This is a genomic window from Paenibacillus sp. 1-18 (genome assembly GCF_000520755.1).
Lineage (GTDB): Bacteria > Bacillota > Bacilli > Paenibacillales > Paenibacillaceae > Paenibacillus > Paenibacillus brasilensis.
In genome coordinates this window covers 1-17,347 of record NZ_ASSB01000143.1, presented here as the reverse complement: position 1 = coordinate 17,347, position 17,347 = coordinate 1, and the positions used below count along the sequence as shown (strand labels likewise).

The 17,347-nt window shown below is 46.2% G+C and carries 25 protein-coding genes and 2 pseudogenes; 10 read left to right on the top strand and 17 right to left on the bottom strand.

Annotation, left to right across the window (positions count from 1 at the left end; all coding sequences use genetic code 11):
- The 8 genes from L693_RS0109770 to L693_RS29885 form a co-directional block, all read right to left on the bottom strand.
- Positions 1-550, bottom strand: a 550-nt coding sequence (locus L693_RS0109770; RefSeq protein ID WP_155983799.1) for an ABC transporter ATP-binding protein, incomplete at its 3' end; no start/stop codon positions are given.
- Complete coding sequence (locus tag L693_RS0109765; RefSeq protein ID WP_025717109.1) at positions 543-1,130, bottom strand: ECF transporter S component; 588 nt, start codon at positions 1,128-1,130, stop codon at positions 543-545. The genes L693_RS0109770 and L693_RS0109765, both read right to left, overlap by 8 nt.
- A 160-nt stretch (positions 1,131-1,290) precedes the next feature.
- The gene (locus tag L693_RS0109760; RefSeq protein WP_025717108.1) at positions 1,291-2,058 is read right to left on the bottom strand and encodes an energy-coupling factor transporter transmembrane component T family protein; all 768 of its coding nucleotides are present in this window, start codon (positions 2,056-2,058) and stop codon (positions 1,291-1,293) included.
- Entirely contained in the window at positions 2,042-2,638 is a 597-nt protein-coding gene (locus L693_RS0109755; protein WP_025717107.1) for a GNAT family N-acetyltransferase, read from the bottom strand. Before L693_RS0109755 ends, L693_RS0109760 begins: the two co-directional genes overlap by 17 nt.
- 182 nt (positions 2,639-2,820) lie before the next feature.
- Positions 2,821-3,126: a hypothetical protein gene (locus L693_RS0109750; RefSeq protein ID WP_025717106.1), complete on the bottom strand. Its 306-nt coding sequence runs from the start codon at positions 3,124-3,126 to the stop codon at positions 2,821-2,823.
- A gap of 96 nt (positions 3,127-3,222) precedes the next feature.
- Positions 3,223-3,435, bottom strand: coding sequence for a hypothetical protein (locus tag L693_RS0109745; protein WP_025717105.1), 213 nt, complete (start codon positions 3,433-3,435; stop codon positions 3,223-3,225).
- 12 nt (positions 3,436-3,447) lie between these two features.
- The gene (locus tag L693_RS0109740; protein WP_025717104.1) at positions 3,448-3,651 is read right to left on the bottom strand and encodes a hypothetical protein; all 204 of its coding nucleotides are present in this window, start codon (positions 3,649-3,651) and stop codon (positions 3,448-3,450) included.
- Between the two features lie 7 nt (positions 3,652-3,658).
- Positions 3,659-3,808, bottom strand: a complete 150-nt coding sequence (locus tag L693_RS29885) for a hypothetical protein (protein WP_155983798.1) — start codon at positions 3,806-3,808, stop codon at positions 3,659-3,661.
- Between the two features lie 221 nt (positions 3,809-4,029).
- Between L693_RS29885 and L693_RS0109730 the strand changes: the two genes are divergently transcribed.
- Positions 4,030-4,509 (top strand): GAF domain-containing protein, encoded by a 480-nt coding sequence (locus tag L693_RS0109730; RefSeq protein WP_025717103.1) that lies wholly within the window; start codon positions 4,030-4,032, stop codon positions 4,507-4,509.
- An 89-nt stretch (positions 4,510-4,598) separates the two neighbouring features.
- Positions 4,599-5,075 (top strand): hypothetical protein, encoded by a 477-nt coding sequence (locus tag L693_RS0109725; RefSeq protein WP_025717102.1) that lies wholly within the window; start codon positions 4,599-4,601, stop codon positions 5,073-5,075.
- A gap of 136 nt (positions 5,076-5,211) precedes the next feature.
- Here L693_RS0109725 and L693_RS0109720 read toward each other — a convergent pair whose 3' ends face one another.
- Positions 5,212-5,577, bottom strand: a complete 366-nt coding sequence (locus L693_RS0109720) for a MerR family transcriptional regulator (protein WP_025717101.1) — start codon at positions 5,575-5,577, stop codon at positions 5,212-5,214.
- 216 nt (positions 5,578-5,793) lie between these two features.
- Between L693_RS0109720 and L693_RS0109715 the strand changes: the two genes are divergently transcribed.
- Complete coding sequence (locus L693_RS0109715; protein ID WP_025717100.1) at positions 5,794-6,258, top strand: AbrB/MazE/SpoVT family DNA-binding domain-containing protein; 465 nt, start codon at positions 5,794-5,796, stop codon at positions 6,256-6,258.
- Positions 6,259-6,469: 211 nt separating this feature from the next.
- On the opposite strand, the pseudogene L693_RS0109710 reads toward L693_RS0109715, so the two are convergent.
- The 5 genes and pseudogenes from L693_RS0109710 to L693_RS0109685 form a co-directional block, all read right to left on the bottom strand.
- Positions 6,470-6,634, bottom strand: a pseudogene (locus L693_RS0109710) (MFS transporter); the annotation flags it as partial.
- A 40-nt stretch (positions 6,635-6,674) separates the two neighbouring features.
- Positions 6,675-7,130 carry a MerR family transcriptional regulator gene (locus L693_RS0109705; protein ID WP_025717098.1) on the bottom strand — a complete coding sequence of 152 codons (456 nt, stop codon included), beginning with the start codon at positions 7,128-7,130 and terminating at the stop codon, positions 6,675-6,677.
- Between the two features lie 349 nt (positions 7,131-7,479).
- Positions 7,480-7,581, bottom strand: coding sequence for a YjcZ family sporulation protein (locus L693_RS31265; RefSeq protein WP_231503586.1), 102 nt, complete (start codon positions 7,579-7,581; stop codon positions 7,480-7,482).
- A gap of 111 nt (positions 7,582-7,692) precedes the next feature.
- A complete protein-coding gene (locus L693_RS0109690) occupies positions 7,693-8,280 on the bottom strand; it encodes a TetR/AcrR family transcriptional regulator (RefSeq protein WP_025717097.1) in 588 nt (195 codons plus the stop codon).
- 236 nt (positions 8,281-8,516) lie between these two features.
- Positions 8,517-9,128: a pyridoxamine 5'-phosphate oxidase family protein gene (locus tag L693_RS0109685; protein ID WP_025717096.1), complete on the bottom strand. Its 612-nt coding sequence runs from the start codon at positions 9,126-9,128 to the stop codon at positions 8,517-8,519.
- A 115-nt stretch (positions 9,129-9,243) separates the two neighbouring features.
- Between L693_RS0109685 and pdxR the strand changes: the two genes are divergently transcribed.
- The 4 genes from pdxR (at position 9,244) to L693_RS0109665 (ending at position 13,500) form a co-directional block, all read left to right on the top strand.
- A complete protein-coding gene (pdxR, locus tag L693_RS0109680; protein WP_025717095.1) occupies positions 9,244-10,761 on the top strand; it encodes a MocR-like pyridoxine biosynthesis transcription factor PdxR in 1,518 nt (505 codons plus the stop codon).
- A 189-nt stretch (positions 10,762-10,950) separates the two neighbouring features.
- Entirely contained in the window at positions 10,951-11,643 is a 693-nt protein-coding gene (locus tag L693_RS0109675; protein WP_025717094.1) for a DUF421 domain-containing protein, read from the top strand.
- A gap of 26 nt (positions 11,644-11,669) precedes the next feature.
- Complete coding sequence (locus L693_RS0109670) at positions 11,670-11,894, top strand: DUF1259 domain-containing protein (protein ID WP_025717093.1); 225 nt, start codon at positions 11,670-11,672, stop codon at positions 11,892-11,894.
- A complete protein-coding gene (locus tag L693_RS0109665) occupies positions 11,872-13,500 on the top strand; it encodes a GMC family oxidoreductase (protein ID WP_025717092.1) in 1,629 nt (542 codons plus the stop codon). Before L693_RS0109670 ends, L693_RS0109665 begins: the two co-directional genes overlap by 23 nt.
- A gap of 20 nt (positions 13,501-13,520) precedes the next feature.
- Here the strand turns inward: L693_RS0109665 and L693_RS0109660 are convergent, their stop codons facing one another.
- Positions 13,521-14,159 (bottom strand): pentapeptide repeat-containing protein, encoded by a 639-nt coding sequence (locus L693_RS0109660; RefSeq protein ID WP_025717091.1) that lies wholly within the window; start codon positions 14,157-14,159, stop codon positions 13,521-13,523.
- A gap of 80 nt (positions 14,160-14,239) precedes the next feature.
- Positions 14,240-14,497 carry a helix-turn-helix domain-containing protein gene (locus L693_RS29105; protein ID WP_167518696.1) on the bottom strand — a complete coding sequence of 86 codons (258 nt, stop codon included), beginning with the start codon at positions 14,495-14,497 and terminating at the stop codon, positions 14,240-14,242.
- Positions 14,498-14,749: 252 nt separating this feature from the next.
- On the opposite strand from L693_RS29105, the gene L693_RS27905 reads away from it, so the two are divergent.
- The 3 genes and pseudogenes from L693_RS27905 to L693_RS32405 form a co-directional block, all read left to right on the top strand.
- Positions 14,750-15,190, top strand: a complete 441-nt coding sequence (locus L693_RS27905; RefSeq protein WP_049825114.1) for an HAD hydrolase family protein — start codon at positions 14,750-14,752, stop codon at positions 15,188-15,190.
- Entirely contained in the window at positions 15,165-15,371 is a 207-nt protein-coding gene (locus L693_RS31940; RefSeq protein WP_049825113.1) for an HAD hydrolase family protein, read from the top strand. Before L693_RS27905 ends, L693_RS31940 begins: the two co-directional genes overlap by 26 nt.
- 277 nt (positions 15,372-15,648) lie before the next feature.
- A pseudogene (locus L693_RS32405) lies at positions 15,649-15,944 on the top strand (LamG domain-containing protein); the annotation flags it as partial.
- Between the two features lie 211 nt (positions 15,945-16,155).
- Here L693_RS32405 and L693_RS0109650 read toward each other — a convergent pair.
- Positions 16,156-17,202, bottom strand: coding sequence for a hypothetical protein (locus tag L693_RS0109650; protein ID WP_025717090.1), 1,047 nt, complete (start codon positions 17,200-17,202; stop codon positions 16,156-16,158).
- Positions 17,203-17,347 lie beyond the last annotated feature (145 nt).

Below are 17,347 nucleotides of genomic sequence, written 5' to 3'. Positions count from 1 at the left end.
CCAACTGAGCCGCTGCGTCGTCGAACACGACAAGCGGCGCTTCCAGCGCCAGCACCGCAGCAATGGCAGTGCGTTGGCGCTGGCCTCCCGAGAGGCGGCGCACGAAGGAGCCGCGTTCGGGAGCAAGGCCGACGGCCTCCAGCGCAGCAGTGAGGCGCTGCGCAATTTCTGCCGGAGGCACGCGCAGGTTCTCCGGCCCGAAAGCAATCTCGTCTTCGACGATTCCCTGCACCAGTTGGGCATCCGGGTCCTGAAGCACGACGCCGACGGTGGAGGCGACAGCAGCCAGGTCAGCCGTATCGGGGTCCAGCCCGTACACGGTTAGCTCCCCAGTCCGTTCCCCTTCGCCGGAACGGGACAATCCGCCATGAAGTAGCTGGCAGAGCGTAGATTTTCCACTTCCGCTGGCTCCGACAATCGCTACATGCTCACCCACCATAATATCCAGCGTCAAGCCATGTAACGCTGGCTCGGCCTGATCATCATAACGGTAGCCAAAATCCTTCAAGGACACGGCTATTTTATATCCAGATTCACAAAAGCTATGCACGCGAAGCGCGTCCCAGTTCAAACCGTTTTAACAGGCCCGTGCGATTCAAGGCATCGCCCAACACTTTCGTGAGCAGACCACACAGGATGATACCACTGAGAATGCGCACGACCAGTGTAATCGTAAGCACCTTCCAGCCCCAATGCATATAGCCAAACATATTGGCTGCCACAATAAACCACAACGGAACCATGGCTCCACCCGCCAGCATCAGCGAAGCTACATTCCAGCGTCGATAGCGCAGTAAGGCAAATACCAGTTCAGCAACGATCATATAGCATACAGCTGCCGCGATGATAGCAGCAAAACCGTATGCAGTGCCTATAAAGGACTGTACCACTGCGCCAAATGAATAAGCAATAACCGCTGTGCCCGGCTTGCGAATAATATAGTAGGCCAGCAAACCATATATCATGTACAGTCCGACAATAACGGAAGTCGCAATAGGCCCTCCCAGACTGTTTAACGTTTTGTTAACAAGTGACAAATAAACAGTCATAACGCCGTTCAACGTTGCCAGCATCGCCATCAGCACGATATCCAGTGTTGTAAATTTTGCGAAAATACGAGATTCCTTCATATGTATTTTCATAGCTCCTCTCCATAATCTAAATGTTTAAGGTAACAGCCCCATTGTTCCCTGTACAAGCTGCTACTGTATAAATGTATTCACCCGCACTTATATTGTCAACCAAAATATATTTATAAAGTTGACAATATAGATAAAAAAGGGATGTCGTTTATAAGCTCCACCATAAAACAGCCGTAGCTATTACAGCGACCAGAGCGACCATAATACCCAGGTAGCTGGAACGTCCACTCTCCAGTGTGCGAAGATAAGTCCGGTCTGCATAAGCGCCAAAACCTTTTCCCTCCATAGCCAGCGCAGTCTGCTGGACTCGCCTCACTGCATTCACGAGCACGGCAGCCGCATACCCGCTCCAATAGGCTATTCGATTTTTCAGCCCTCGAGGCGGCTCCTGTCCACGAACCCGCCGTGCCGCCATCATTGTACGTCCTTCCTCTTCCAGCAAAGGAAAAAACGTTAGCGCCACCGAAATACCAAATGCAAACCGATAAGGAACACGCAAATGCAAATTCAAGGCCTGTACAAAATCTCTGGGGTCCGTTGTCGAGAGATAAATATAAGAAGCCAAAAACAGTACAAAAATCCGCAGCGTTAACGCCCCTGCGATATCCAGCCCTTCTGTTGTAATCGCAATCGGTCCCCAGGACATCACTGTATGTCCTTCACGAACCGCCAGAATAGACAATATAAAATATGGAATGCCTAAACCAATCAGGAACGACATAGCCCGAAGCTGGCGTACCAAGGTCAGACGTGCACCTAGCCAGGCCACAGCGATCAGTACAGCCAATAGCGCCGATTCGTGCAGCGTGGAATCCCATGCCATCGACAGCAGACTAAAGCATCCCACCCAAGTCAGCTTACTTAATGGTCCCAGCCTGTGCAACAGCGATGACCCGCCGTTATACTGAAACAGCATTGCGCTTCGCCTCCAGTCTGAGCCACTCCTCATGCAGTAAAGAATACATCAGCATATCCTTAAAGCCTGTAGATGTATGCTGCACCTGCCGCAATAGCCCTTCCTGTGTCCAGCCCATTGAGGACAGCAAGGCTTGCGAGCCTGTATTGCGCGGGTCCACCAATGCTTCCATCCGATTCAACCGTATCGTGTTATACCCGAATGACAGCACCAACCGCAGTGCCTCGGTCATGTAGCCCTGTCGCCAATAGCGTTTGGTCAGCTCATAGCCAATTTCAGCTTTATAAGCCCCGTCGGTCTGCCAATAATTAAAGCCGCAGCTTCCAATCAGCTTCCCGTTCTCCTTCAGTTCGATTCCCCAGCGCAGTGCATCCTCCGTCTTCGCCAGATCATTTAACAGCTCAATCATATCCTCTGCATCCTCACGCCCAGACATACCGGAAAGGTTCAAATAACAGCGAACCTCCGGATCAGACCAGCACGTGAACATTGCAGCTGCATCCGCGGTTTCCATCCTTCGCAGACGAAGTCGCGGGCCTTCCAGCGGTGGTATATGCCCCTTACATGCATATGCACACATGTTCAATCATCCTTCCAGCATCAAAATGACAACAAATCTACGCTACATTTAAGCATACACTTCCAACAAACACAACCTTCTTTATGGTTGAGAAGCTTTTATATATAAAAATAGCCCTCCTGCTCCTAAAATCAGGAATGAGGCGGGCAACTTTTTTTTATGAGATTTGCGCTCCTCTGTGTTCAGGAAGAGACATGGGTAGCGGCGCGCATCGGTTTCTTCACAACATCCTTGTACAATACGCCCAGCATCGACTGAATTTCCTGTAATTCATTGATCCCCGCACCGGTAATGCTGAACAAATCATCATGCGGTGTCAGAAAGTTTTCCTGCGTCAGGTTTTCAAGTTCCTGCTTGACCTCACGTTCTCCTACGCGGTAACCGCGCTCTTCCAATACAGGTTGGATATCTCTCACTGTCAGATCGTTCTGCTGTGCATAGGAAAGCATCTGGATACGGATAAACAAGTTTTGAACATCTGCATGCATGGCTGTAACTCCTTCCCGGCTTAAGGCCAACAACGTTATACTGTTTTTACCCATAGAAAACAAGCGGGAAACAGATGAGGAACAGCCCTTGCGGAATTACTCTCCGTATTCCTTAAATTTCAGTTCATAAAATGGCCCCTTCGAATTATAGGAACCGATCAGAGCAGGCGATCCACTCTTCGTAAAATGCACGACTGCTGTCATTTTCGGGTCCAAAGTCGCTTTATATCCAGTCAGATCAACCTTCAAAAGCTCCTTGGACTGTTTGGCTGCATTTTTCAGCAATTGGTCCTCACTGTAGGATTTCATTTTTTTGAATGCTTAGCTGTCCTTTAGCTCACTCCAGGGCTGGTTCAAGTATATTCTTTCTAATCCACCTGATTGGGTGATCATTACCTGGCTGTGCTCAAAACCTTTTACACTGAAATCCCAGCCGCTCTCACCACCCAAGCTCCATTTTTTCGCTCCGTCCAGGGTAAAACTCTTGCCCGTCACGTTTTTCAAATGTTCCTGTGCCTTTTGCACAACCTTACTATCCCCCCCCTTTGAGCGATGAAGCCAAGATCGTCTGTGTCGATTTGGTTTGTTGGGCGGAAGCGGCATATACTTCAGCCACAGGCACTGCTGTCAGGATCAAACTGGCGACCACCGCTGAGCCAAGTGCATAATATACCTTTTTCATATTTAACAACTCCTATCCTTTTCCTAAAATTAAGATATACATAGATTAGAGGACGGAAATGATCAAAAGGTTACAGATGGATTTTCCTCTTGACTGAATGTATACAATCGTTATATCTTAAATTAATTAACCAATGGTAAAAGTCATTTGAATAATTAACTATTTTGGGTAATCCTTGCAACAGATCCTATAAAAATTAATGTTAGGAGCGTGGACTCTACATGTTTCAAGCTATCCCTTACGAAGGTACTCGTCAAGAACAATACGAATCCGTTCTTGGACAACTCCGTGCACTTGTTCACGATGAATCCAATACCATTGCCAATCTAGCGAACGCGTCTGCGCTACTGGGTCATTTTCTGCCAGATGTTAACTGGAGCGGCTTCTATCTCTATGATGGAACCGAGCTTGTACTTGGTCCTTTCCAGGGCTTACCCGCATGTATACGGATTCCCCTGGGACGCGGCGTATGCGGCACAGCTGCAGCGGAACGGAGAACGCTAGTCATCGACGATGTGCATGCATTTCCAGGACATATCGCCTGTGACGCTGCTTCCAATAGCGAAATCGTGATCCCTCTGATCAAGAATGAGGAACTGATTGGAGTTCTGGACGTTGACAGTCCGCTAAAAGGCCGCTTTGACCACGATGATCGTGTATTCCTAGAGGAATTTACGTCTATCCTGGTGTCCAGTCTGTAACCAAAATTGTGCATATATATGGTCTTCCTTCGCCACAATATATGAGGGTTCTAAACCTAAAACTACCCAGCGAAGGAGTTTGATGATCAGTGTACAACACCATGGGTCCACAACAGCAGCTTCATCAATGCGAACAAATTATGCAGCAATTGGTACAACAAACACAGCAAGGAACTGCCATGTATCAGCAATTGCTGCAACAAGAGCAACAAAATGCATCCAGTCTTGAAAGCTTGGTGCAACGTGAACGTAATGCGGCTCAAATGATCCAAACCGCAATTCAGCACCATCAACAAGCTATGCAGCAATACCAACAAGTCATTCAATTGTGTAGTCAGTTGGAAAACACCATCCGCTCCAGCAGCCAAATGACTCAACCTGGATTTGGTGATAACTATGCCTCCCGCAGTATGCAACCATCTTCCTATGGTACAGGAAGCCATATGAGTCACAGCTTCCCGCAACATATGGGTATGGCTGGGCAACAGTATGCAACCAGCGGGAACATGCAACACTATGGAAGCAACAGCCAGCAAGGCATAAGAACGACACACAGCAGCATGTAAAGAAGGCTTTACACACAAAAGGGATGAACAGTAAGCCGTTAAAACTCAGCTTGCTGCTCATCCCTTATTACACTTCTTCTCACAGCCTTTTTCGCCAGCTGCCGAGTTCTCATGCTTATTCAATCAATTCTATTGTTTAAAATTTCCCCATAACTACACGATCATAATAAGCGATTTTCTGAATGATCTTCTCCAAATTGCTCTGTGTTTGGGCCATATGTTCTTCTATCTTTTTCTTATGGTCTACAAGAAGCTCTCTTCTCTCATGTATGGTAGCTTCGCCTTGTGCATTAAGCTCAAGATATGCCTTAATCTCTTCAATCGTCATCCCGGTATCTTTCATAGCCATAAGGAACCTAATCCAGTCGATTTGCTTATCCGTATATACTCTTCTTCCGCCTTCATCCCGACCGACATCAGGCAATATCCCCTCTTTTTCATAATAACGCAGTGTTGATGCAGGCAATCCACTCTTGATTTGAACTTCTCTGATGGAGTACACGGTTAATTCCCTCCTCATTCTTCTACTCTCTTAAAGTCAGCTTTAGCCATAAGTATATGTTTTTATAGAAAAGAGCGCAAAAAAGAAAACATATTTTGGGATATAATTGTATACTTTTCAACAATTTACTTAATATATGCGATTGCTCCTCTAAGCCTATTCTTTTTTATCCTCTTCATTTAGTATTATAAGGATATAAAAAAAGGAGGTTATCATTTGAAAAGTACAGGTATGACACGTCCCTTAGATGCGTTAGGCCGTATTGTCATCCCCAAAGAAATGCGAATTTCTATGGATTACAATGTGGGTGACCCTGTTGAGATTTTTGCAGATGAGGAAACCGGTACTCTCGCCCTTCGAAAATATACCGGGGTAACGTGCAAAATGTGTGGTTCAACAGAGCAGCTGACTTATTTTAGAGACAGCTTTATTTGCGGGGAATGTATCGAAAGTCTAAAGAACGGTACGAATCTTAGTCCCATGATAAGGCCAGCCAAATCGGCTTTCCCCATCGGAGATCGCTCTCATAGGGAGTCTAAGCGCCTGCGCCGATCGACACAGCAGATGATCGAAAATCTGAAAGAATTAATGCAAAAGCACCCTAATGCAGCACAGCACGAATATGCCAAAATACTTGAGGTTTCCCAAGCCCGTATATCCCAGCTCAAAAAGATGCTATAACTTCAGCTTGCTACCCTACATAGGTCTACATCAGAGATTTCATCATGTACAGCTGCTTTTGAACCGTGATACGCGTCACCATAGCTAACCGACAAAAACCATAGACGTCCATGGCAATAATTTTATACTGGGAATAAAGAACCACCGGAGCTTTTACAGGCGAATCCCTGTACCCGGTGGCTCTTTGTTTTCAAAGACATTTCCTATAACGGGAAAAGGCACTAAGAATCGGATCAACCAAGCCCAAGCCCATAAATGAAATAACACAGGCAAAGGCGACCGCCCAGACGGCTTTGGGCTGAGACAGCAAGCCTGACTGTTTTTTTAGATCATCAGGGACTTTTAACTCATCAGGTAAACTATGTTGAGAACTCATGAATGATGTAACCTCCAAATCTGATTGTAAATATTCCTCGTTAGGACAGGTCGCTGCCAAGCTCCTCATCAAGCAGAGCCTTCCGTTCACGAACCCTGGCCCGTAGCTTCTCCAGCTCAGTCTGAAGCATGCGGATGCTGTTGATTTTCTCCTCCATCATCTCCAATTGTTCGTTCAGAGTGATCTCCATATCCACCAGCATGGCCCTGCGCTCAGCAGGTTGCAAATGATCCGTATGCTCGCGATATTCCTCCCGTTGACCCTTGAGCATCTCCGCTGTGGACATGTAGCGCTGAAGCTCTTGCAAGGAGAATCCAAGCACTTCCTTGGCACTCACTATTTTTTTAAGTAAATCCACATCCTCCTGCGTATACAGCCTCATATTACCTTCGCTGCGCCGCGGGGAGGGCAACAAACCGATTTCCTCATAATAACGAATGGTTCGCTTCGTCAGGCCGCTTTGCTTGGCGACCTCATCAATTTTATACGTAACCATGACACCCACCTTATGAAAAATCTTATATATAAATATTACGTCCATATGACGTTAACGTCAACGTTAACTTTTGAAAACAAAAAAACCGCCTCTGTTCAAGGCGGTTCTGTTCCGACAGATATGGCTTTACAATGGCCATAGACCTGAAGCATCGGCGCTCAAGCCCATGAATGCAGCACTAGATGAAACAAGTCCGAGTGATGATAACCAGCAAAATGAAGAGAACCAGAATAACACCAGTAGAAGTCCACATGTTATAACCGCAACAACCTCTGTCTACTTCACCCATTTCAAATTCCTCCTCTCTGTTGACAGCAAATCGCCCGAATTTGAAATCTTGAGCTGTGAATCAGATGATAAATGCTTTGGTGATAATAACAAGCAGGATGAAAAGTACCAGAATCGCTCCTGTGGATGTAAAAGCTCCATAACCAGCGCCTACTCCAGACATGCTGATTCCTCCCTTCATGGTTTACAAAAGCATCTTATGCTTATGCCGTCATCCATGATAGGGACAAATGCCGCGCCGATCGCCCAATTATAGATACATGCTGTAGCTGCGCTATCCTTCAGATGCCAGCATACCGCGATACAGCAGGTTGCGTGCTTGTTTGGCAAGTACAGATGGGCTTTCGCGTCCAGGCAGCAATTTGGTTAACGTCAGTCGTTCAATCAAACCGATGACGCATTCTGCTGTCAATTCAGGGTCCAGTTCCTCACGGCAAGAACCCCACCGCTGTGCCGCCAGCAAATGCTTTTTGATATGCTCAGCCATTTCCGCCTTAATCCGCACCGAGTCGGCCGCCTGGTAAAATCCAACACGGGTCATCGCAGGATTATGGGACAGCATACGAAAAATAGCTTCCAGAAATACCTGTCCCCGTTTCAAAATTTCAGCTTTACTCTGATCCGGCTCCACCTTCATGCTTTGCACCGTTTCGTTCACCAAAGCACGGAAGCTCTCGACAAGCTCCTCATAAATCTGTTCCTTGCTTTCAAAATGAATATAAAAATCCGGCTGCGTTAATCCTGCACGTGCCGCAATTGAGCTTACCTTTGTCTGATAAAAACCCGTTTGAGCGAACTCTTCAGCCCCCGCTTCCAGTAACAACCGTCGACTTCCCCGACTTCTGATTCCCGCTCTCTTCACGGTCTTGCCCCCTTACTCCATAAATCTATCGTATTATAAGGTTCCTTTGCAGTAAGAACAACGGGCTTGAGAATGATATATACCTGTCCTTCAAAAGTCCTAATACAGATGAAACGAAGACTTTGAAAGTCAAGGGCTACTTCTTTAATATATATTTAACCCGTTAGGCCATGAGCGAGCAGGAATAAATCGTCCTAAATCAAAAATGAACATAGAAACGGAGTAGAAGAATTATCTCAGTGATGGGGACAATATTTGCGCATCATTTCAATCGTGGCCAGATCATTATCCAGCCCCCGTTTTTGCAAGCCATCCACGATCTGCTGACGCTCCTGACCTTTGACATTCTGACCGAATTTGAACTTGGCGGTCCATTCATCCGGTACGATTTTGATCAAAGCGACCCCTTTCAGACGTGAAGTATACCGAGGATCACTGGCATCAATAGTGTCATAGCCGCCTTCCGGCTGCAGCTTGTTCATAAAAATGGAAAATGCCGCCGCCTTTTCTTCCAGATCAACTACAAGTTCCGCATGTCCACGCACGGTAACGCTCTTAAAAAACGCAGTCGCCGGACATGCCATATGCTCGTCTATAAAGTAGGACGGAATCAACGCATACTCCTTGGCAGCGGAAAAGGTGACCCGGTTATCCTCCTTCATCCGTTCTATCTTTTCTCCGGCACGGCTGCCATGTATATAAAACACACCATTTCCATAAGCAAAATTCAAGGGGACCACACGCGGAAAACCATCCTCGCTGTTGAGACCTAAAAATCCGAAACTGACCTCGTTCAGAAATTGCTCTATTTCCTCTTCTTCTGTCACTGTAAATTCTTTTCTTCTCATGATTAGCTCTCCTTCCTTCTATTGACCAACGGTACGTTTCAGATTATGTTGAAAATGGATGTATAAAAAGATCCAATCTGAACAAAAATAAGTAGTCCAATATAAGGAGCAGGGTATGGATATTACAATTGCTTACCAGCGTGCTATTCAGAAATATCATCATAAATATTTGGCATTGTATCACGCTCTCCGGGACGGGATTCTTAACGGCTCCCTTGCTGGCGGTACGCGCCTGCCCTCCAGTCGTGATCTGGCTATGATGTATGGAATTTCGCGTGGCAGTGTTGCCGAAGCCTACGATATGCTGTTGGCAGAAGGATATGTAGAAGCGGCGGTAGGCAGAGGAACCTTTGTTATTGAGCAGACAGCTATGCTGCCGAACCCATCTCTAATCGGCCAGCAGAACCAAAATCGACCTTTTTCAAACCAAAAAGCCCCCGCTCTGTCAGCCTGGGGACAACGAATCATGCAGCTGGAAAGGGAGCGAAAATTACTGTCAGCTACTGCTTTTGTTGAGGATAGAAATGCTGCACAGCAGCCCTTGATTTCTTTTCAGGCAGGAGAAGTCGTATTGGAGGGCAGCTCACAGCTCGCATGGAAAAGTGCACTGGCTGCCGCTGGCAAAGACCTGCAAAAACCTTCGTCTGACTCAGCGACTGCGCCGGTCAATGGCGATGAATGGCTGCGTGAAGCGATTTGCCAGCATGTTGGCAGGACACGTGGGATTACAGCCCACCCGGACCAAGTCGTTTTATGCAGTGGTTCCATGGAAGTGATTACCCTGTTATGCCAACTGCTTATTGATGAACAGGATACAATTATATTGGAAAATCCCTGTTATGCCGGAATTTATCGAGCAGTTATGGCCTCGGGCGGACAGATTCAGGCTGCTGAACTGGATCAGCAAGGAATAGTCCCGCAGGATTGGGATTCCAAGCTACTGTTTGTGACGCCGGGAAGACAGTTCCCGACCGGTGCTGTTTTGCCACTGGCACGCCGTCAACATATTTTGCAATGGGCGATATCCCGAGATGCCTGGATTATCGAGGACGATTATGACAGTGAATTCCGCTGGGCTGGACGGCCCATCGAACCCTTAAAAGCATTGGATCGCGCAGATTGCGTAATCTATGTCGGTTCCTTTTCCAAAAGCATGTTCAGCAGCCTTCGACTTGGATATGCGATCCTGCCTGCTGCACTCGCCCAAGCGCTGACAGCTGCCAAACGGCTATATGATCCCCTGCCGCCTGCCCGTTTGGAACAACGTGCACTAGCACGTTTTATGATGCGCGGCGACTATGCTCGCCATTTGCGGCGGATGACCCGTATATACAGATCACGCTACGACGTGTTCCAGCGCGAAATGCAGCAACTGAGCGAACTGTTTCACTGGCATCAGAGCGATTGCGGGCTGCATGCCTATGCCATCTGGAAGCATGAGCGTGCTCCATATCATCATTTGATGCGGACAGCACAGGGTTACGGAGTTACATGGCGGGATGCCGCCGATTATCAGCTGACCCCAGGTTCCCCAGCTGCCTGCTTTATCTTTGCCCATTTAACGGAGCAGCAGATTATTGAAGGGATTAGGCGTCTGCGCCAGGCCTGGGACAGTATCAAACATCTGTATTAACGCAGAGAATCAGATGCAAAGTTGATCAGCAGGAAGTGAAAGGCCGTTAGCCCTAACAGTCCCATAAAAGACGATGAAGTTCTTATTACATAATTAAATTCGGAACTTTTAAATCTCGTGATGTATGATCAACATTTGTAAAGAAAATACTGGAATCCATAAATATTGCGAATTGTGTGGTGCTTTTGAATGGATGATTTCTTGAAAGTGAATTTTTGGGAAATGAGTTTAAGGGCAAGCCTTTCTTTTTTTGTTCTATTAATACTAGCGCGGCTCCTTGGAAAAAAACAACTTAGTCAACTTACTTATTTTAACTATGTTACAGGGATCACTATCGGTTCAATCACAGCGGATATTGCTGGCAGAAGTGAGACGCCTTTTTTAAATGGACTCATTAGTTTAGTCTGGTGGTGTGCTCTTACAATTTTTATCGGGTATGTTGGCTTGAAATCGAGCAAAGCCCGAATCCTGTTTGATGGACAACCTACAATTGTCATAAAGGAAGGAAAAATACTTAAGAAGGCACTTCAACGAACACACCTCAATCTTGATGACCTTAGTATGATGCTTCGAAAGAAAGATGTCTTCAGTCTCCAAGACGTTCATTATGCAATTCTGGAACCTGACGGACAATTTAGTATTTTAAAAAAGGAATTTAAGCAAAATATCACTAAAGAAGACATGAATATACCTACCTCAACTTTTACTTATCTTCCTTCAGAAATCATTTCGGATGGTAAGATCGTAAAAAAGAATCTAATAGAACTGAACTTAACGGAAAAATGGGTGCATGACGAATTAAAGAAACATGGAATCCAAACAATACAAGAAGTCTTTTATGCAGAAATTCAAAAAGACGGTTCCCTTTTTATTAACAAATAGGCATATGATGCATAAGGGGACTGCCAGTGACGGCACTGCACAATCACTGGCTATTCGATAAACCTAATCTTTGGTATATCCACTTCGAAAAAGTAGATAAAAAAAGTAAACATTCAATAAATGCTAGAGATCCACTTTGGTGGATCATCTTTTTTTGTTATGGGCGTCACATAAGACAATACAGACTAATATTATACATGAGCCCATTTATCTATAAAGGAGCGCTTTATGAAAAAGAAATTAATTTTTGATTATATTGTCGTAGGAACAGGTCCTGCGGGTGCTGTAATTGCCAAAACCCTTACGGATGACAAGCAAACATCGGTTCTTGTATTAGAAGCAGGGGGGAATAACGACAAAGACAAACCAATAAGGGACTCTACCTTTGCCCTGGAACTGGAGGAACAATTTTTCCCCGAATACTTTTGGCAAGGGGAAGGCATTCCACAAAGTGGAGTAGATGATCGGACATTCGAATGGACCACAGGACGGCTGCTAGGCGGTGGTTCATCAATTAACGGCGAGCAGTATGTACGACCTACTTCGGCTGTATTTAGAGAATGGGAAAGGCTTTTGGGCCCATTATGGTCACCTAGAAGAGCTATTCGCCGATTCAAAAAACTGGAGAAGTACAACGGGGCAACGAATAACCCGAAAGTCCACGGATTTAGCGGGCGGATTGATATTAGGCAAGCCCCTGAAAATCCTACGTCTATGGCGCAAAAACTCACCTCGGCCATTGAACGTGCTACAGGTTTTCCGGAAATCCTCGATTATAATGATCCTAAGACTCCCCTTGGCCCCTTTACCCGGTGGCAGTTGTTCCAGAACCCGGATGGTCGAAGGGAAAACTCTTCAACTGCTTTCCTCTCGCCGGCGATCATGACTCCTTCCGGCCAGGGCGTTAACGGCCGAAAGTTGAGGGTTTTCTTTAGATCAACAACTCTGCGCGTTCTTTTCACTAATAAGTGCGCTGTAGGAGTAGAATTCCTACGGGAAGGAACATGTACCCTAGCTTATGCGCGGAAGAAGGTCATCCTTTCAGCAGGCATTAACAGCGCCCAGTTATTAATGCTTTCCAGAATCGGGCCGGCAAAATCGCTTAAAGACAAAGGGATTCGCGTAGTATTTAATAATCCCAACGTAGGCAAAAGCCTACGAAACCATACCCTGAACTTCGCCTCCTTCTCAACCAATCCCAAAGATCGCGCACTGCCTTCGAATGATCCGAGTGCTCTATATACGGGCGGGGCTTTCTTGCCTGATCCAAGCGAAACGGAGAACAATCGTCGGGCGGTTCAAATGCTAGGCATTGGTTCCGAAGGCATGCTCACCCTCGCTTTGCTTTATTTACGCCCTACAAGCCGGGGGTCGATCAAATTACAAAACAATGACCCTCTGAAAATCGTGCTTGCAGACGAAGGTTTTCTCTCGAATCCAAAGGACATGGAAGCGGTGAAAAACATATATAAAATTTATGTCAAGAACATAGCGGGAGAGCTAGCGGCCATTGACCCATCATATCAGCTCGTTTCTCCGACGCTTGACGTTATTGACGACGACTCCAGCTTGGAGGAGTTTATCAAGCAAAATTTTGACCATAATCATCACCAGCAAGGTTCTCTTCGTATGGCCCCATTAAATACAGGAGGCGTCGTGGACCGCAAAGGCAACGTGCATGGAGTCAAAAATTTAATTGTTGCCGATGCTTCTATCATTCCTTTCACGGTAGACGGCAACACCTCCGCCGCTGCATACCTGATAGGGTATACCATAGCACGGCAATTAAAGCTGCTGGATAAAAACATACGTGCTCGAAAATTGAGATGGCAACGATATGAAGAAAATGAAGAGTAACCTGAGTAGCCTGGCCCCCCTTATTTAATCACTAGCCCCAAAAGGCCCACAAATGATGAAGCCTGATGAGGTGAGATGATGCAGCCATTCAAGTCTTCTATCTCCACCTGCAGTCCATCGAATTCACAATCGCTCAAATCAATCCCTTTGAGCTTGGACCCCGACAGCATCGCCTGATCCAGATTACAGCGGGTAAAAAAGGTTTTCTGTAACGTCAGATGATAAAGGTCGGCGCTCTTCAATGAACAGTCCTCAAAACCAACCTGCTTGAAATTGGAAAATCGAAACATTGAATAATCGCCCAGGCAATCCACAAAACGAACGTTTTGGAGCCTGCTTCTGGAAAAGTCAGTGCCCAGCAGTTTACAATTTCTGAACTCCACCCGGTGAATAAAAGACCCGGACAAATGGACATTGGACAGATCACATTTATCAAAAATGACATCTGTCCACTCACTTTCCGGCAATGACGATTCCATAATGGTTACATTTTTAAAGATCATCTTGTCCAATGAAACCCTAACTGCATCCACATTATCCAAAATCATATCCTCTACGGCCCCCATAAGCAGTTCGTCTTTGGATCGCAAGGAGTACATTTCTTCGTTTAATACGGGTAAATCCGCAGGAATCTTCGGCAACTCCACTTTAATGTTCATAATCCCTCATCTCTTGAGCACGGATACCAGCACACACCAAATCCAACTTTATAGCTGCTTTGTGTATGTGACAGGCATGGCTACTCATAGCGTATATTTTCAGATAAAGTGTTTAATTTCTCCACGTTGATGATTTGAAGTTCATCATTTGACCGTGAGAGGATATGCTGTTCCTCCCAATTTTTAATGATTCGATTTAGATGCCTTTTCGTTGTACCGATTAATGAAGCAACCTCATTCAGGCTTGATGTAGATAAATATTCCTTTGTATAAGCATCTGAATAAATGGTGCATAAATAAGCTGCAAACCGTGCTTCAACCGATGCTAAAGCGTTCACTCTGGAGGAAATCGTACGTTACATAAACAGACAACGGAATAAAAATAACGAGCATGCTGTAGCTGCAGTACAATCCGATTGGATGTCGCAATTTTGCAGCAACAGCTCTTTTCCTGTAACCTCTTTGGTGGTTACATAATACCTTCCCTCGACTAATAAGTAGAGTCCTGAATATTCATGGATTACCTCCGGGACATCTGTCCTTCTCATTTTACCAAAAGCCTTTTATATGTATAAGTAGAGGTGAAACATATGAACTTTGTTTTTGATTTGGACGGAACCATTTGTTTTAAAGGCCAACCGCTAGACGAGCAGGTTTGTCACGCATTAGATGCATGTATGCAGCATGGACATGAGGTCATTTTTGCATCCGCACGACCGATTCGCGATTTACTACCTATTTTACCAAAGGAATATCATCATTTTCGGATGGTTGGGGGTGATGGGGCGTTCACTTATGCAGATCAAAAAATCGGCGTTACCTATTTTCCAAACGAAGTACAGGCACAGCTGGTTGAAATCGCGCTGACACACAACCTGCAATACTTGGCGGATAGTGATTGGGATTATAGCTATACAGGAGATGAGCATCATTCTATTTATCGGAATATTGATCCCTTAAAAAGGGCCAGTAAAACAGCTCCATCAATTAAAGGGCATTTCAAAGATGGTTATGTTTTCTCCAACAGATGAGGTAAAGGATTTATTACAATTGATGAACGTGTCTTTATTTGAGCACCATACAGAGGTAGTGATTGATATTAGTCCGCCTGGTATGGATAAAGCAAAAGGATTAGATCAATTGGGTATTACTGAGTATATTGCTTTTGGAAATGATGCAAACGATAGAGCATTATTTGAACAAGCAATTTAAGTGTTTGTGTGGGACATCATCCAGTTTCAAGGTATGCTAATGAAATGGTGCCCCTGCAAATGTGGCTGAAAAAATTCAGGAATTAGCCTATCAATATGGGAAACGTAGATAGAAGCATATATGAATCTATTTCCTATCAATCTCCAACCATAGGGTAGCAAAAGCATTTCTCTTACATATATTAACGTTGTGAGAGTACGCTCACGAACCTTTTTAAGGAGGTTGATAGAATGGCAGTGCAGCTATCTAATCAAGTATTCTCCATTGACAGGTGTAATGGAAGCATGTGGCTGTGACTCTGTCAGGCACGACTGCGATGATGTATGTGGACGGCGTGGAAGCGACGCGTAACGCCATTATGATGTTGAAGCCGTCGAAGCCTTGGGATGACAGACCGGAACTATCTTGGCAAATCCCAGTTCGACGATCCCTATCTCAACGGCGCTGTTAGACGAGCTGATTATCTACAACAGAGCATTAACCGCTCAGGAAATCCGGGGCTTGGCCTCGCCAAGCAGCACCGCTAATGCTCGTCCTATGGGAGCCGATTCATATGCCGAAGGAGCCGATTAGAACGAGCATTTCATATCCTTAACTTTTTAGCCTGTGAATGATTTGTAATATGAATCATTTGTATCGTGAATGATTCGTGTGGTAAAGGAATGACACCGTGAACACTCAGACTGTGCAAAGAACGGCGTCCGGGTGCCAGATTCCCTCCACCGTTCATATGCAGCTTTACGATTTGGATTGCAGGAAATCAGCTTTTCCATCTGCCGGGCATTTAGCTCTTTCTAATGCGCGTCGTTCTTGGTCTTAAGCGAGCCAGCTCCTCACTGGTAAGCTGCCTTGTATAGAAACGAGGGGAAGAGCCTGTATCTACCGTAAGCACCCTGCCTGCCCCGTTGGGGCGGGCTACCCGTGTGTTGAACACCTGCATGAACCACTGCACCGGGAAAGCAATGGATAGACGGCCATCTGCCGTGCCTGCAAAGTTGACCGCAGCTGCGTAATTATCCGACTGTCTGAGCCAGACGGAGCCGGAATCTCCTGGCAGCGATACAGGAGTCGTGCCTCTGATGACCGTCTGGTCCTCGAAGGTCAGCAGCCCCAGGCTTCCGCCATAATTGATTTGCAGGTCCGTATAGACAGACTCTACCGTGCCATTGACCCGTCCGCTTGTACGCCCTACCTTTTTTAATTTTTCTCCCACACGATAAGCGGTCACATGGCCCGGAACTGCTCCTACTGTGGCATAACGCGGACTGAGCAAGCTGTTGCTGGTCGGCAGGGCAAGCGCCGTGTCAATCAGGTTCGTTCCGTTTGGATTCAAGCGCACGTAACGATACAGCCGCCCAATACGATCCCGGGCAACCGTTCCCCCGTCTGCTCCGCCCGGCTGAATCGTAGCCTCCCGATTGTCAGTATTGGAGGGATTAAGGACATGGTTGTTGCTGAAAAGATACCGTGTAGCCGGCGCTCCAGTTGGCGCAACGATCAATCCGGTTGTCCCGGAGCCTTCAATCGTTCCGACACTGTAGCCGGCGACGACCGGGCGTATGCGCTTCCTGTAGTCCGCAGCATGGGCTTTGATTTTTCCGGTTTTTACAATCCGGACAGGGACATTCGTTTTCTTGCCCAATGCGGTGGCGGACAGGAGTCCGGCGGAGGCCGAGGCCAGCCGGTCTGTATACACAATGACAGCCGCTCCCTTTTTGGGATGAGCAGGGTCTTTGTACCCTATGCCAATACCGTGGACACCGGATAATTTTAATATGCGCTTGGCCATCCGCTTTTTCACTTGAAGGGCGGCCGAAAAGGTAGCCAACATCATCATCCCCTTTTACATTCAGATGAAATATTGTATGGCTAAGAACGCTTCGCGTTCCATTTGATCTTACGTCGCTACTGCAGCGGGATTCTTAGGATTAGGTAAGCTGAACTTAAACGACCACCTGCTCAAAGCAGGTGGATTT

Coding starts and splice junctions, on each gene's coding strand:
- L693_RS0109705 (WP_025717098.1), bottom strand. CDS start 7,130: ATGGTTACGTATAAAATTGATGAGGTCGCCAAGCAAAGCGGCCTGACG.
- L693_RS0109730 (WP_025717103.1), top strand. CDS start 4,030: ATGTTTCAAGCTATCCCTTACGAAGGTACTCGTCAAGAACAATACGAA.
- L693_RS0109745 (WP_025717105.1), bottom strand. CDS start 3,435: ATGAAATCCTACAGTGAGGACCAATTGCTGAAAAATGCAGCCAAACAG.
- L693_RS0109765 (WP_025717109.1), bottom strand. CDS start 1,130: ATGAAGGAATCTCGTATTTTCGCAAAATTTACAACACTGGATATCGTG.
- L693_RS0109685 (WP_025717096.1), bottom strand. CDS start 9,128: ATGAGAAGAAAAGAATTTACAGTGACAGAAGAAGAGGAAATAGAGCAA.
- L693_RS0109660 (WP_025717091.1), bottom strand. CDS start 14,159: ATGAACATTAAAGTGGAGTTGCCGAAGATTCCTGCGGATTTACCCGTA.
- L693_RS0109650 (WP_025717090.1), bottom strand. CDS start 17,202: ATGTTGGCTACCTTTTCGGCCGCCCTTCAAGTGAAAAAGCGGATGGCC.
- L693_RS31265 (WP_231503586.1), bottom strand. CDS start 7,581: ATGTCTGGAGTAGGCGCTGGTTATGGAGCTTTTACATCCACAGGAGCG.
- L693_RS29885 (WP_155983798.1), bottom strand. CDS start 3,808: ATGAAAAAGGTATATTATGCACTTGGCTCAGCGGTGGTCGCCAGTTTG.
- L693_RS0109750 (WP_025717106.1), bottom strand. CDS start 3,126: ATGCATGCAGATGTTCAAAACTTGTTTATCCGTATCCAGATGCTTTCC.
- L693_RS0109675 (WP_025717094.1), top strand. CDS start 10,951: ATGGATGATTTCTTGAAAGTGAATTTTTGGGAAATGAGTTTAAGGGCA.
- L693_RS0109755 (WP_025717107.1), bottom strand. CDS start 2,638: ATGTGTGCATATGCATGTAAGGGGCATATACCACCGCTGGAAGGCCCG.
- L693_RS0109760 (WP_025717108.1), bottom strand. CDS start 2,058: ATGCTGTTTCAGTATAACGGCGGGTCATCGCTGTTGCACAGGCTGGGA.
- L693_RS31940 (WP_049825113.1), top strand. CDS start 15,165: ATGGTTATGTTTTCTCCAACAGATGAGGTAAAGGATTTATTACAATTG.
- L693_RS0109665 (WP_025717092.1), top strand. CDS start 11,872: ATGAAAAAGAAATTAATTTTTGATTATATTGTCGTAGGAACAGGTCCT.
- pdxR (WP_025717095.1), top strand. CDS start 9,244: ATGGATATTACAATTGCTTACCAGCGTGCTATTCAGAAATATCATCAT.
- L693_RS27905 (WP_049825114.1), top strand. CDS start 14,750: ATGAACTTTGTTTTTGATTTGGACGGAACCATTTGTTTTAAAGGCCAA.